Source organism: Negadavirga shengliensis, from assembly GCF_042652345.1.
GTDB lineage: Bacteria > Bacteroidota > Bacteroidia > Cytophagales > Cyclobacteriaceae > Negadavirga > Negadavirga shengliensis.
Window position 1 is genome coordinate 107,822 of the sequence record NZ_JBHSJJ010000003.1, and the last position, 14,815, is coordinate 122,636.

General features: G+C 40.9%; 12 protein-coding genes. 10 read left to right on the forward strand and 2 right to left on the reverse strand.

What is annotated here, in order from left to right; genetic code table 11:
• Positions 1 to 4 precede the first annotated feature (4 nt).
• Complete coding sequence (gene rpiB / locus ACFPFU_RS05740; RefSeq protein ID WP_377062418.1) at positions 5 to 439, forward strand: ribose 5-phosphate isomerase B; 435 nt, start codon at positions 5 to 7, stop codon at positions 437 to 439.
• Between the two features lie 58 nt (positions 440 to 497).
• Here the strand turns inward: rpiB and ACFPFU_RS05745 are convergent, their stop codons facing one another.
• The gene (locus ACFPFU_RS05745; protein WP_377062420.1) at positions 498 to 1,895 is read right to left on the reverse strand and encodes a hypothetical protein; all 1,398 of its coding nucleotides are present in this window, start codon (positions 1,893 to 1,895) and stop codon (positions 498 to 500) included.
• A gap of 84 nt (positions 1,896 to 1,979) precedes the next feature.
• On the opposite strand from ACFPFU_RS05745, the gene rbfA reads away from it, so the two are divergent.
• The 4 genes from rbfA to purU all read left to right on the forward strand — a co-directional run bounded on the left by rbfA (position 1,980) and on the right by purU (position 7,570).
• Entirely contained in the window at positions 1,980 to 2,357 is a 378-nt protein-coding gene (gene rbfA / locus ACFPFU_RS05750) for a 30S ribosome-binding factor RbfA (RefSeq protein ID WP_377062422.1), read from the forward strand.
• A gap of 13 nt (positions 2,358 to 2,370) precedes the next feature.
• Complete coding sequence (locus ACFPFU_RS05755) at positions 2,371 to 3,594, forward strand: FtsX-like permease family protein (RefSeq protein ID WP_377062424.1); 1,224 nt, start codon at positions 2,371 to 2,373, stop codon at positions 3,592 to 3,594.
• Between the two features lie 112 nt (positions 3,595 to 3,706).
• Complete coding sequence (locus ACFPFU_RS05760) at positions 3,707 to 6,643, forward strand: DEAD/DEAH box helicase (protein WP_377062426.1); 2,937 nt, start codon at positions 3,707 to 3,709, stop codon at positions 6,641 to 6,643.
• A 72-nt stretch (positions 6,644 to 6,715) separates the two neighbouring features.
• Positions 6,716 to 7,570 (forward strand): formyltetrahydrofolate deformylase, encoded by an 855-nt coding sequence (gene purU, locus ACFPFU_RS05765; protein ID WP_377062428.1) that lies wholly within the window; start codon positions 6,716 to 6,718, stop codon positions 7,568 to 7,570.
• Positions 7,571 to 7,662: 92 nt separating this feature from the next.
• Here the strand turns inward: purU and ACFPFU_RS05770 are convergent, their stop codons facing one another.
• Complete coding sequence (locus ACFPFU_RS05770; protein ID WP_377062430.1) at positions 7,663 to 8,067, reverse strand: META domain-containing protein; 405 nt, start codon at positions 8,065 to 8,067, stop codon at positions 7,663 to 7,665.
• Between the two features lie 630 nt (positions 8,068 to 8,697).
• On the opposite strand from ACFPFU_RS05770, the gene ACFPFU_RS05775 reads away from it, so the two are divergent.
• The 5 genes from ACFPFU_RS05775 to ACFPFU_RS05795 all read left to right on the forward strand — a co-directional run bounded on the left by ACFPFU_RS05775 (position 8,698) and on the right by ACFPFU_RS05795 (position 14,771).
• Entirely contained in the window at positions 8,698 to 8,904 is a 207-nt protein-coding gene (locus tag ACFPFU_RS05775) for a hypothetical protein (RefSeq protein ID WP_377062432.1), read from the forward strand.
• Positions 8,905 to 9,150: 246 nt separating this feature from the next.
• Positions 9,151 to 9,429, forward strand: coding sequence for a hypothetical protein (locus ACFPFU_RS05780; RefSeq protein WP_377062434.1), 279 nt, complete (start codon positions 9,151 to 9,153; stop codon positions 9,427 to 9,429).
• Between the two features lie 65 nt (positions 9,430 to 9,494).
• Complete coding sequence (locus ACFPFU_RS05785) at positions 9,495 to 10,694, forward strand: 6-bladed beta-propeller (protein WP_377062436.1); 1,200 nt, start codon at positions 9,495 to 9,497, stop codon at positions 10,692 to 10,694.
• A 399-nt stretch (positions 10,695 to 11,093) separates the two neighbouring features.
• Positions 11,094 to 12,632, forward strand: coding sequence for an O-antigen ligase family protein (locus tag ACFPFU_RS05790; RefSeq protein ID WP_377062437.1), 1,539 nt, complete (start codon positions 11,094 to 11,096; stop codon positions 12,630 to 12,632).
• Positions 12,633 to 12,686: 54 nt separating this feature from the next.
• Positions 12,687 to 14,771 (forward strand): hypothetical protein, encoded by a 2,085-nt coding sequence (locus ACFPFU_RS05795; protein ID WP_377062439.1) that lies wholly within the window; start codon positions 12,687 to 12,689, stop codon positions 14,769 to 14,771.
• The last annotated feature ends 44 nt before the right edge of the window (positions 14,772 to 14,815 follow it).

Below are 14,815 nucleotides of genomic sequence, written 5' to 3' on the forward strand. Positions count from 1 at the left end.
AATTATGTCTAAGTTGATTGCCATTGGCGGTGACCATGCCGGATTCGAATACAAACAGCGGCTGATAACCCTATTAGAAAACAAAGGCTATGAGGTAAAGGATTTTGGTCCTGACACTTCTGATTCGGTAGACTACCCGGACTATGTCCATCCACTCTGTGAAGCGATAGAGAAAAGAGAGATGGACCTGGGAGTAATAATTTGCGGTAGCGGTAATGGAGTAGCCATTACCGCCAACAAACATCAGGGAATCAGAGCCGCAATATGCTGGAATGAAGAACTTGCCGCATTGGCAAGACAGCACAACGATGCCAATCTTATTGCTCTGCCTGCCAGGTTTATTCCCTATGCGTTAACGGAGAAATTGGTTGATATTTTCCTTAACACGGAGTTTGAAGGTGGAAGGCATGCCCGCAGGGTGGGTAAAATCCCTTGTTAATGACGACAAGCGTAAAAAATTCATCAAACGGTTCCATGGAATTGCATGGAGCCGTTTTTCATTTCAACCTATAGACCCCGGGTTTTTCTTCCAGGTACATGTTCTTAAGCTTGGGGAGTTGCTCCATCAAATTTTTAAAGACCCCTTCCTCATCTATGACGTATACGGGCCGTTCTTCTATAAAAGAAAGATACGTGTTCGTCAGTACTTCCAGATCATCCCTGTTTCTCCAATAGTTTCTCGCCAGGCCGAAATGCAGGTAAGGAGTGGCTAGGGAAGCATTGTGATAGTAGGATGGGTCATTTCCCAGAACCAATATGGGCAAGCCTGAAGTAAGCAAATGCTTTTCTTCCGGCAGGATGGCGTATTGAATAAAAGATGGGTCATTTTTCTTGTAAAATGCCCAGCTGTATCCCATAAAAGGAATGATGAGAAAAAACGAATAGAACAATATGGATTGGAGCATTGGTCTGGGATGACTGACAATCAGGTGGGTAACAAAGTAAGTAAAGACGGGAAGAAAACAAATGAACTGGTAAGGGGAAAGTCTGTTGATAAGAAAAACCGTACCTACCAGAAAAATCCCATACACTACAAACAACTGGTTTTGTTTTTGTTGGGTGAGGTTCATCCTGCCGATAAAATTGTTTCTGAGGTACCCGGCTAAAGATAGCAGACATGGAAGAAGGAACAGAAATAATAGATCAGCATATTGTACGTGGAAGATTTTATCCACCGTTCTGGACGTGAGGAAAAAATGCTGTACGAATTCATATAGTCCGTCCATCCAAAAGAAAAAAAGTGCACATATGGAGACCGGCAATAAATACCCGGTTACACTCAGGGCCAGTTGCTGGAAAGAAAAACCATTGATCATTATTCCACTCAATATCAGAAAAGGAAGAAACACCACCAAGGGGAAATGAAAGCAGAAACCAATTCCTGCATAAAGTCCCATAAGCAGGACGGATTCTGTTGGGTTTTGATTGAGGGAGGTTTGGCCCAGGAGCTGCCCAAAAGCCAGCAAAATAAAGGTCCCGCCTAGAAGGCCGGGGGATAGGGTGAGAAAATCAAATGAGATATGAAACAAAACGGCCATCACAAAGGCAGGTATGTAGCTGTTTTCATCAAATGTTTTAAACCGGATAAAAAGATGGTTGATATAATACACTTGGAACAGTATGACAAAAAAAGCCATAAACCGATAGGCACTTGCAGATTTTCCGAACAGGACATGGCTGGCCCAATAAACCAGGGAGGAAAAAGGACCCGTGTCATCCAAAATGCCGGTGTACATCAAATGGCCATCAGAAATTCTCTCTCCCATAAGCAACCAGATTATTTCCGGCTGAATGACGGGAAGGTTCATCATTAAATAGGGTACACGCAGCAGCATCAATAGGAACAGAATTCCTATCATCCGCCAGGGATCATTGATTTTGAAAAAAGACAGCAAGAAACGATTTGTTTATAATCTGAAACCACGAAATTAAAGGTTACTCATATATTTCACTAAATTTGCGTATAATAAATATTCATTATGGAAAGTAAAAGGCAGCAAAAATACGCAAAACTTATCCAAAAAGAGCTTGGCCAGATTTTTCAAAGAGAATCAAGGGCGCTGGTGGGAAATGCCATGGTTACGGTTACCCGTGTGCACATGAGCCCGGATCTCGGTGTAGCCAAGGTATACCTGAGTTTCTTACTTGCCAACAACCAGGAAATTTTTGAAAAAATAAATGAAAATAAAAAAAGCATCCGTAAAAACCTGGGTGTCAGGATCGGGAAAACGGTGAGACTGATTCCCGAATTGGTTTTTTATTTGGATGAATCCGCTGCTTATGCCCAGCATATGGATGATGTCATATCCAAGCTGGATATTCCCGAAGCGTCTGATGAGGAAGAGGAAGAAGATTAACCGAAACTGAGCATTGAACCTTTCATTTTTCATAGCGGCGAGATATTTCCGTAGCAAAAAGAAGCGGAATTTTATTACGGTACTTTCCAGGATATCCATGATCGGCGTAGCCGTCGGCACCATGGCTTTGGTGGTGGTGCTTTCGGTATTCAATGGACTGGAAGATCTTATTAAAAATCTATATGCCTCTTTTGATGCCGAACTCAAAGTAGAACCGGTTCTTGGAAAATCATTCGAAGTGGACACTGACTGGCTGAAAGGCATTGAAGCGATAGAAGGGGTAGAGGTACTCACGGAAGTAATAGAAGACAATGCACTTTTCAAATATGGCGAAAACCAGGTGGTGGCTACCATAAAAGGTGTGTCAGACAATTTTTTGAGACAGAACAGGTTTGAAAAGGGGTACTTTACGGGGGAAATGTCATTGGGACAGCCGGGCCAGCCCCACGCGATCATCGGACGCAACCTTTCTTATTTTCTTCAGGTCGGGCTTGATGATGAATTTGAGCTGATGCAGGTGTTTTATCCAAAAGCCCCAAGGGCAGGATCCATTGACCCCAGCAGCATGTATAATCGCGAAGTAATCAAACCGGTCGGGATTTTCAGTATAGAAAAGCAATTTGATGATGAATATGTCATAGCTCCTCTGGACTTTGCAGCCCGCCTTCTGAATTATGGCAATAGAAGGACCGCGCTGGAGATTAAGGTGATTCAGGGACATGACATCAAGAAAGTCAAAAACCGTATCCGTAATTATGTGGGCGAGAATTTTTCGGTTAAAGATACCGATGAACAGCATGCGGGTTTGCTGATGACCATCCGTCTGGAAAAACTGTTTGTTTTTCTTACCCTTACTTTTATACTGGCGGTAGCTTCCTTCAATATTTTCTTTTCATTGAGCATGTTGGCCATCGAGAAGAAAAAAGACATTGCTGTGTTGTTTTCAATGGGAGCAACGAAAAAACTGATAAAATCCATCTACATCAAGGAGGGGGCTATCATTGCTTTCACCGGTGCGGCAGTGGGAATTCTTGTCGGATTTATTCTTTGTTGGCTTCAGGATGCTTTTGGACTCGTGTCACTGGGAGTGACTTCATCCATCGTGGAAAGTTATCCTGTTAAGATGCAGGTATCGGACTTTTTGTTTACCAGCATCAGTGTGATATTGATTACTTTTCTGGCTTCTTACCGCCCAGCCCTGATAGCATCCCGGGTACAAACAACCTTGCATTTATAAAGCAATTATTACGGCAAGAATTAATTATTTTTTAAATAATTCTGTAATTTGCAAGCTGCCAAAAATGATAAATAGTGGGTCGTGAACCCATTTTGTTCAAAATGCTGTTTTAATGAAAGTAGCTTCAGATAAGCCGTTTAGAATAATTTATTCCCTGTTCAATCATGAGTTTTTGGGAATTCTTTTTGAGTCCTTTGCCATTCAGTTGGATGACAAAGGAAGGCTGTCCTATGCCTATCAAAATATTTCATTCAAAAACGCCAATGAATTTGCCACTGAGTTGGATGATACAGATTATGAACTGATCAAACTCATGGACAGCATGCAGCAGGAGGCCATTGTCAAGAAATTTAACAGTAAAAATATCAAGCCCAAGGACTTTCTAAGAAAAATCTATGATGGGCAGAATTCCAATTCTTCCAATAAAGAGGTCCAAAAGCTGATCGACCACCGGCTGGAAAATACCCGGTCCAAGATACTCAGCAGGATCAAAGGCAAACGTCTTTTTGAAATGGGAAATGATGGTAATCCCATTTGGAAGGAAATTGAAGTAATGCCGGAAAAGGCCTCTGTGTTGTTTCACTTTCGGCGTAATGAAGAGAATACCCATTACTTTCCTACCATAAAATATTTGGAAGAGAAGCTGGAATGGCAATATAGAGGAGCCTATCTGTTATGCTATGACCCTGCATGGCTAGTGGTTGACAACAGGCTCTATAATTTTGAAAAAGACGTAGATGGGAAAAAACTCCTGCCATTCTTAAATAAGAAGTTTATAGTTATACCAAGAAAGGTTGAGGAATCTTATTACCAGAAGTTTGTGACCCAATTGGTAGCTTCTTTTGACGTATATGCAAAGGGATTTGATATCAAGGTAGAGCGCTCCCAGCCCAAAGTACAGTTGTATTTGAGCGATCTCCCCGGCAACCCCAGTACAGATATGTTTGGAGGCAAAATGGAGGATGAAGAGGAGGAAAAGATGGTTTTTGACTTGAGGTTCCGGTATGGTGATTATACGTTCCGGGCTGACCAGGCTTCTCCCACCAATGTAGAGTTGGAAAAAGACGGTGACGAGTATGTTTTTTATAAAGTGGTCCGGGATCTTCAGAAAGAAGCGTTTTACGGAGATTTTCTAAAAAGCCGCGGTCTGGCGGTAAGGAACAGCAGGCAGGCAATGAGCAAGAGGATGGCCTATGATTGGATCATGAACTATAAGCCGGAACTGGATGATATAGGCATTAAAATCGTGCAGTCCAACAATGAAAAAGGGAAGAAATATTTTATCGGGCAGGCGAACATATCCATAAAAATCAATGAAAAAATCGACTGGTTTGATGTAGAAGCCATGGTTACCTTTGGGGATTACCAGATTCCTTTTGTGAAATTCCGGAAACTCCTGATGAAAGGTAAAACTGAAATAGAACTGCCAAACAAGGAGGTGGCGATCATTCCAAAGTCTTGGTTTGTAAACTACGCGGAGATTTTTTCCTTCATGGAACATCAGGAGGAAACCGACCATCCGCTCAGATTGAAGAAACATCATATCGCCCTGGCCCAGGAACTCGAAAAAGGGAACCTTCTAAAACTTTCCCTAAGCGATAGGCTCAGAAAATTAAGGGATTTTTCCAGCATCGAGGATTATGATCTCTCGAAATATTTTAAGGGGACCCTGAGACCTTACCAAAAGGCAGGGTATAACTGGATGAGGTTTCTCAACGAATACCATTTCGGAGGATGTCTGGCAGACGATATGGGGTTGGGAAAGACCGTACAGACTTTGGCCCTCCTTGCTTCCGAAAAAGAGCGGACGGAAGGGGCTACCTCTTTATTGGTCATGCCGACTTCATTGATTTATAACTGGGAGCTCGAAGCCAAAAAATTCACACCTAAATTAAAGATTCTGACCTATACAGGTTCCCAAAGAATCAAAGACTGCAGCAGTTTTGACCGCTATGATCTTGTATTGACGTCTTACGGGATTACCCGTATGGACGTGGACGTACTAAAGGGGTTTTATTTCAACTATATTATTCTGGATGAGTCACAAGCGATTAAAAATCCCGACAGCATCATTTCAAAAGCAGTCGTGCAGCTGAACAGCCAACACAAAATGATTCTTACGGGTACTCCTGTGGAGAACGGAACCATGGACCTCTGGTCCCAGATGAATTTTATCAACAGGGGACTATTGGGAAATCAACATGGTTTCAAAAAGCAGTTTTTACTTCCTATAGAAAAAAAGAACGACTCGGACAAGATATCCAAGTTGAATGCCATGATCAAGCCCTTTATTCTTAGAAGGCTTAAGTCCCAGGTAGCTACTGATCTGCCCGAGAAGGTGATCAACGTCAAGTATTCTACCATGACCGATGAGCAGCAAAAAGCTTATGAGGAAGTGAAAAACTATTACAGGGATAAGCTCATTGATGAGATGTCTGTCCCGGGAGTGCCTCAGAAATCCCTGACCCTGCTGAAAGGCCTGACACAACTCAGACAGATCGCCAACCACCCCAAAATGGCTGATGAAATGTATGAAGGTGATTCAGGAAAGATGGAAGATGTGGTACACATGATAAAGTCTACCGTAAGCGAGGGACATAAAGTGCTTATTTTTAGCCAATTTGTAAAACATCTTTCATTGGTGAGAAGGTTCTTGGATGAGGAGGAACTGCAATATTCTTACCTGGACGGCACAACTAAAAACCGGCAGGCGCAAGTGAATGCTTTTCAGGAAGATCCTGATATAAAGGTCTTTTTAATCTCACTCAAAGCAGGGGGGGTAGGGCTGAACCTTACCAAAGCGGAGTATGTATTTATGCTGGACCCTTGGTGGAACCCCGCCGTAGAATCTCAGGCAATAGACAGGGCACACAGAATCGGTCAACAGAATAAAGTGATCATCTATAAATTCATTACCAGGGAAACCGTAGAGGAAAAAATAATGACTTTACAGGAAAGAAAGATGGCCCTGGCAGGTGAGCTGATCAGTACGGAAGAGAGTTTTATCAAAAGTCTCAGCCAGGAGGATATTACGGCATTGCTGGCCTGATGACCATTATCCAGAGAAAAATCAGCGGAATCATCTAGAGGAACCAAATAACTTCTTTAAAATAAAGAAACCATGCAGACTGCAATTTTAATCGTTCAATGCAAAGACAACAAGGGGATAGTGGCTGCGGTATCGGATTTTCTGTACAGAAATAATGGAAATATTATCGAAGTAGACCAGTACATTGATGACGAAGTGGGTGATTTTTTTATGCGGGCGGAATGGGAACTGGATACATTCAATATAGTAAAAGATGAGATTTTAAGGGTTTTTGCCGAAGAGGTGGGGAACAGATTCAAAATGAAATGTTCGCTTTCCTTCAACTATCCGAAACCGCGTATGGCGCTGTTTGTGTCCAAATTATCCCATTGTCTTTTTGATATTTTAAGCAGGTACCACTCAGGCCAGTTTCAGGTGGAGATACCGTTGGTCATCTCCAACCATATGGACCTGAGACCCGTGGTAAAAGCCTTTGGCATTCCTTTTTACCATTTTCCTGTAAATAAAGAAAACAAGGCGGAACAGGAGCGGAAGCAGCTGGAATTGCTGAAAGGCAATCAGGTAGACTTTGTGGTATTGGCCCGGTATATGCAGATTTTGAGCCGGGATTTTGTAGGCGATTATCCCAACAGTATCATCAATATACACCATTCCTTTTTACCGGCCTTTGTAGGAGCCAAACCCTATCATGCGGCATATAAGAGAGGTGTAAAAATTATCGGTGCAACAGCCCACTACGTGACAGAAGAGTTGGATGCCGGCCCCATTATTGAACAGGATGTGGCCAGGGTACGGCACCATAATACCGTGGAGGACCTGGTTCAGATCGGGCAGGATGTAGAAAAAGTAGTGCTTTCCAAAGCCATCAAATATCATCTGGCCAAGAAAATACAAGTGGTAGGAAATAGGACAATTATATTCAATTAAATGGTCACTCTCTTCCGAAAAGAAAACGGTCAAAAGGGTCTTTTTTGCCATCATTCTAGGACAAATATCCGCTTTTGACCGCTCCTTTTCATTTATTCCCTTTCCATTTCTACCAAAATGTTTCCGGAATCATCATAAAACACCAGTTTGCGAGCCCTATACGTGTACGTGGAGCTGGATTCCAGGTTAGATAAGAAAGTTCTTTCAACATTCATGTCTTCACAATTATCCCCATCGGTGTACAAAGTGGAAAACTTGATCTGCTCCCTATTGTACGTGGCCCCGCCCCGATAATCATTGCAGCCGGCAAAACCGCCGATTTCCTGGCCCTCCTTGAACTCCAACGTGAGTCCTTCCAATTTTTCTTTTGGTGCCGAAGTTCCTGTTAAATTGATGACTTTCCAGTCATGATCGGACAAGTCTACCGGTTCGCTTTCACATGAGAAAATGAAGAGCGCAACAAAAATGAGAGAAAACAAGGAAACATAAGATTTCATATCCAGTCTGTTTTGGTTTTTTTAATTTGCCAATTATGGCATTATAGTATGAAATCCCACAAAGACTGTTCTAATCTGGAATATTTACACCGTTAATTTTCCGAAGATTTAGTATCAGTAGCCATGGACCCCTGACTAATAACCAATAACTACCCAACGTTCCCATGATGGTCCCACTATGAAGGCAGGGTGTCTCGGGGATGTTACGTCGATGTTCCGATGGTGTCCCGTACATTCGCCGGTATTTCGCTAAAATCCAAGATTCCATTGTACTTTTTCAATGGTATAAATTCAAATTTCTGGATGTTCCACATTCTTTTTCAGCTTGATCCCTCAACCTTGAAATAAAGTACGATTAGAAAAGCAACTAAGATTAATTGCGTAAATAGTTGGTTTTACATATATTTATTTAAAACAATTTAGTTTAAACTAGTCTTTTTTTAATAAAGAGCGTAATATTAAGAAGAAACTGTTTTATCGAGACGATTCTTTGAGGTAGCTATCTATATATTTTAGATACGGTAGTTTTTGGTTTTGATGATTATCAAAGTGGTACTGGGCAACACGTTCAGTTTTATTCTTAAACTTTTTGGGTATTTTAATATGATTATTTAAAAATATATTGCCACTATGAACGACAGGATAAACAAGTTCAAAACAAGAACGGAAATGGCGCATGAATACGGTGTGGATCGTAAGACTTTTCGTTCCATTCTGGTCAAGTTCGGCATTGACTTGCCTAATGGCTTGATTTCTCCCGCGGAGCAAATAAAGATATATGAGAAACTCGGAGAACCTGGAGCAGCGAAGCCGCGGGGGGGGGGGGTAGTCCTGTAATTCGGACGCACTATGGTTCTCTTATGACAAGGTACCTGCACCGATGGGCATTGGATGTTTCCTGGTATTAATAGGGAAAATTTGAAGCAATTTTCCGAATAAATGATGATATTCAAGTATCCAGCCAGGTCCGATAATCTAGAGGCTTCCTCAAAATTACCCATCTTTATCCAAAGTTACCCAGAAATTGATAGTTCAAAGTCTTAGATTTGGTTATTCGTTTTATGTTTAACTTAAATTACTTAAATGATGAAGAATTATTTGAAAACAAGCAAGTGGCTGCGATGGATGGTGGCTGGTGTTTTTGGACTGATGCTGATGCTGAACGTGATGGTTAGTTTGGAGTTTGAGAAGGATAAAGTATTACCTTCTTTGACGCTAAAGGAGCTTGGGAATATGGCTTTTGCGCAGAGTGATGAATGTGAATATAGGCTGCTGGGGCAAGATAGTAACGGGAATTATTGTTGTCTGTCTACATGTAATTACCTCAACAGTTGTTCCGCAAGTAGTGATTGTAGAAATTAATTTTCGATTTAAACCCGTGATCGGATATATCAAGTGGTCGGTTACGGGTTTTAATTTCTTATAGTATGCGTTGGCTTTTATTTGTACTGCTATTTACCGGGCTTGCCTCATGTCAAGCTGACAAATCGGATTCTGTTTTAAAAAGGAATCTCCGGGTTGTAGAATTTGATATTGATCAGCCATCCAGAGAAGTGTGGCTACACGAAGCTTTTGAAATGGAGTTTATCCCTGTTATAGATCAGGAAAAAATTCCATTATTTAATGTTAATAAAGTCAGATCATTTGGTGAAAACCTGGCCGTACTTTCAAGAGAAAATATTTGGATCATAGATATTGAGGGGACTGTAATTAACAGAATAGGAAAAGTAGGAAATGGTCCTGGTGAGTACCAAAAGGCGATTGATTTTAGGGTTGATATGGATAAAAATTCTGTGGAAATATTGGATGAACAATCCCAAAAAATTGTTGAGTATGACCTAAAAGGAAATTTTAAATCTGAAATAAGGGGTGAGGCGTTTCATTTAGCTAAGAATTTTATCAAGATATCAGAGGATATCTATGCGGTCTATGGGGGGGTGTTTTTCTCTGGTATTTTCGATCATCGCTTGATATATTTCTCTAAAGAAAAGAAAAAAGTTATTAATAAATTTTTTCCTGTTAGGTTTGATCGTACTTATACAGCCTTTGTTGAAAGAGATAATTTTTGGATAGAAGAAGGGAAAGTTTATTTTTCCTTTACATTCAACGATGTTATATATGAATTGACCCCAGAAGGATTGGTGCCGGATGTCACTCTCAACTTTGGTGAACATACCTTCCCTCCTGATATATTGGAAAGAGACTTTCAAGATGTGAGGGAATTTATGGAGTTCTGTGAAACAACATCATTTGTTTATCATATTACTGACCATAACCAAATAGATGGTGTTAACTTCTTTGCTTATGAGTATAAAGGACAGAAAAGCTATGGAATATATTCGGCTGATAGCGATAAAGGTACTTCCCTCTTGAAGCCTAAAAATGAATTGTATGATAAGCTCTATTATTTCTTAAAATATCCGAAGGGGGTCAATCAAAAGTGGGTCTATTTTGATATAGAACCTTCAAGATTATTGTCCGAATTTGATGAAGTGAGAAAAAGTTTAAGTCAACAAGAATGGAGAGAACTTAAAAATGCTAATTTGGGTATCTTTCAATTGTATGAAGGGTTATCTTCTGAGGACGGGAATATTCTTGTCAAATCAACATTAAAAAATGTCTTTTAGGCAGAGAAATAGAAATAATCCAGGCCAATTTCTCCTACCGAAGTGAATGCTATTTTGAAAAAGTCAATCTATCAAAGTTTGATCAACGCAGTTATTTTTGCTGTTTTCCTATTTGCCTTAACTATACTCTCTCTAATAGGAATCAGTAGTACAGGCCCTTTTGTTCAATTTAATCAGAGTCTATTTTTGATTGCTTTGATGGGAGTAAGCTGGCTGGTACTACCAATACTCGTTTTGAGTGGCAGTTTGAGATTAGAACAAGTGTGTGTGATTGATGGGTTGTTGTTGATTATTGTGGGTTTTATCTTGGCGAACATTTTTCTTTTTCAGGAAGTGTCAGCTGTATCCTCTCGGTTTTACGATCTTATTGGCTTGGGACTGTTGTATTTCTTTATTAGGATGACTATAGGAATAAGGGACATCTGGATGCTTTTGAGTTTTGTGGTATTGGGCGGATTGGTTCAGGCGGTGTACGGAGAATTGCAGCTCTTGGGTATATATCCCTCTTTACATGCAGGATTTCCTCTTACCGGCAGCTTCTTTAATCCGGGACCCTATGCGGGCTATTTGGCTGTTGTGTTTCCCTCGGCCCTGGGGCTTTATTTGTTTACCGATCAGTGGCCAGGGTTTTCAAGGAAGTGGCTGAAGCTTTTGATCAAATATATTTCCCTAGCAACAGTATTGGGTATTCTTTTGATACTTCCAGTAGCGGCTTCGAGGGCTGCCTGGATTGCTGTGGCCGTATCAGGGGGATTGTTGTGCTTTTACCGTTTCCGGTGGTACGAAAAGTTGGGCAGCTTGATGGATACCCGGTTGAATAAATTCTCCGTACTTATTCTTGGAGCAGGGATATGGGTAGTTGCCCTCATTGGTATATACATGTTGAAAAAAGACTCGGCGGACGGAAGGGTGTTGATATGGAAGGCATCGTTAAATATGATCCGGGAAAGTCCGTTCCTTGGAACCGGATTTGACCGCTTCAAGGCAAGCTATATGGAAGCCCAAGCCTCCTATTTTCGGGAAAACTCGGATGATTCGACTGAATTTTTGGCCAGTGACGTGTTTTATGCGTTTAATGAGGGTATACAGCTTTTTACAGAACAGGGAATGATAGGATTTTTATTAGTTGTAGTATTGCTATTGGTAGTGTTCGGAGTACGGGGAAGCGGGAACAAACCGGAAATTTGGATAGCGCAAGCCGGCCTGTCATCCTTGTTGCTTTTTGGGATGTTTTCCTATCCTTCTCATATTCTGTCTATTAAGCTTTGTGGAATAGTATGCCTGGCAGTTTTGGCTGTAAATAGTAAGCAACTCTACCGGTTATCTTCCTTATCGATTCCACCCATTCGTTGGGCGGTTGCCATCACCATGACATGCTTGTCCGTAGTTATTCTATGGAGAGTGCAGGAAGTCTATAAGGCCAATAAAGATTGGAATGACGCCCTGTCATATTACAATAAAGGAGCCTACACTATTTCATTGGACAAGTACGAAAAAGTGTTGCCGGTATTCATACGTGACGGAGAATTTTTATGCAATTTCGGCAAAGCGCTTTCGGTAGCTGGAGAACATATAAAGGCAGTCGTAATTTTAGAAGAAGCCAAAAATTATCTTGGGAACACCATTGTTCAAACGGCACTCGGGGACAGCTACAAGGCTTTGGGCATGTACGATAGGGCGGAAGCAGCCTATCAGTTGGCTTCGGACATGCTACCGGACCGCTTTTATCCTAAATACCTTTTGGTGAAGCTTTATATGGAAACGGGAGAAGAGGAAAAGATGAAGGCCATTGCCAGGTTCCTTTTGGAAAAGGAACCAAAAATACCTTCACAGGCGGTGGAGGAGATCAAGGAAGAGATGCGGGGTATGTTGGGAGAGAGGTTGTTCAACATTGCTCCATCTGGTTCTGTTTCGGGTCAAGACCGCCAAGATATATAAGGTAAAGTGGTGATGTTAAGGGTTTGTTTTAGTTCATCCGTTTGGGTAAAAGACATGATTGGAAGACTATTGGTTTGTATCTGCTTTTTAAATTTGTCATGCGGTCATGGCAATGCTGTGGAGTTCACCTTATCAAAATCGGGAGAGAATAAAAGGGAATTGCAATCGGTTTTGGAATATTACGGTAAAGATGATGCGGACTCTTTAAAATTAAAGGCAGCAAAGTATTTGATCGAATACATGATGGGCCATTATTCGGATAGAAGGGTTAGGGATGTTCCGGATGTAATCTTTGAATCATATGAATATCTTGACTCATTAGCCAAAGAACTGTTTTACAAGCATGAACTGTGTAATTCCAGGTTCGATTATGATGCATACCTTGAAGATGAAGTCAGCGATAGCCTGTACCTCTCATTTGAGTCCAAAGTCAAGGTCATTGCAGACAGCGTTTTAAACAATGTAATATCTAAAAGGGCTCATTTTGAGGTTTTATTTGACCATCAAGATATTGGAAGAGATTGGCTGATTGACCATATTGATAATGCATTCTACGTCTGGGAAACTTCAAATTTCGCCAGGGACATTACATTTGATGAGTTCAAAAATACACTCTTAGTATATCGATTCAGGAACGAATCTATTGATGTCAAGTCAAGCTTTATCAGGCAGAAAATCTTCCCGGTGGTGAATGCCGGTGATCTCTCTGACATTGAATGTGTGATTGATCTGTTTAATGCTTATACTTTTCACCTGGATTTATTTGAAAACGATGGCAGGGATCTCGGGAACCTGGGATTCTATGACCTGCTTCAATTTTACCAGTTTGAATGTGGAAGACATTCCGAATGGACAGCAAGAGTGCTCAATTCATGTGGAATTCCGGCCAATTTTGATTTCACGGCTTCCTGGATTAACAGAAGCAGGCACCATTATTGGGTTTCTGTGAGGGACTTGGATGGGAGATACTTACCTTTTACCCCTAAATGGCAACCGCTGTTTGATTCGCTGTATTTTAAAAATACCTCAAAAGTTTATAGAAGAACTTTCTCCCCTAACAACGAACTGATCAAACTAAGAAAATCTTCAGAAGTTGTTCCCTCGCTGTTTGAGGATCCTTATATGGAGGACGTCACCGAAGAATATCATCAAGTCACTGATATAGAAGTATCTCTTGATGATAAATTGGAGAATGATATCGGGTATCTGGCGATTTTCCGGTCTGATGGTTGGATGCCGGTTGCCTGGGGGAAAGTCACGCAAGATAAAAAAACAGCGAGTTTCGAAAAAATTCCGTTGGGAGTTACCTATATTTTTGGAGTATACAACACCGAAGGTTTTCAGTCAAAAGGGCAGCCCTTTTATTTAAATAGTGAAGGGAAAATAGCGTATGTTACTCCCGACTATGAAAACCGGATCGACTTGACATTAGACAGGAAGTTTTATAAAAAAGACAAATTTGTCGATATGGCAAGGGATATGGCAGGTGTTGTCATCCAAGGAGCAAATGAACCTGATTTTCGGGATGCCGTAACGCTGTATACATTGAAAGAGGGTGATTTATCAGAATTGGTGATTCGTCCAATCAATATTGGTACCGGGAAAAGGTTTAAGTATATAAGGTGCTATTCTCCCAATTCAAAATCTCTGAACCTTTCGGTTTTCGAAATATTTACTGATAAGGTGAATGATTGTAAAAATATTGGATCACTACCCTATTTGACCAAAGAAGAAGATAGTGTTTATTTTGATGGAATAGAAAACCTGTGTAAAATTGACGTCAGGGCTGACGATAAAATCAAAAACCTCTTTGATGGTAACATGGAGTCATATGTTAGTCAAAAATCCATTGAAATCGAGTTGGCTGATCCGTCTGTTGTCAGGCAAATCAGGATCGCTCCGAGAAATGCAAACAACTCCATCACCAAAGGGAACAGATATGTCCTTTTGTATTTCGATGAGCACTGGAAAGCCCTGGATACGTTGACCGCTGAATTCAATTATTTAAAATATGACAATGTACCGTCGGGTACCTTGTATTGGATAAGGAACCTGGACGAAGGAAAAGAAGAACAGGCTTTTGTCTATGAGAACGATCAACAGCGCTTCATTAATAATTTTTCAGCGTATTTGGACTGAGGTTTATTTTCTATTGGATACCTTGATTGCCAAACTTAAGCAGT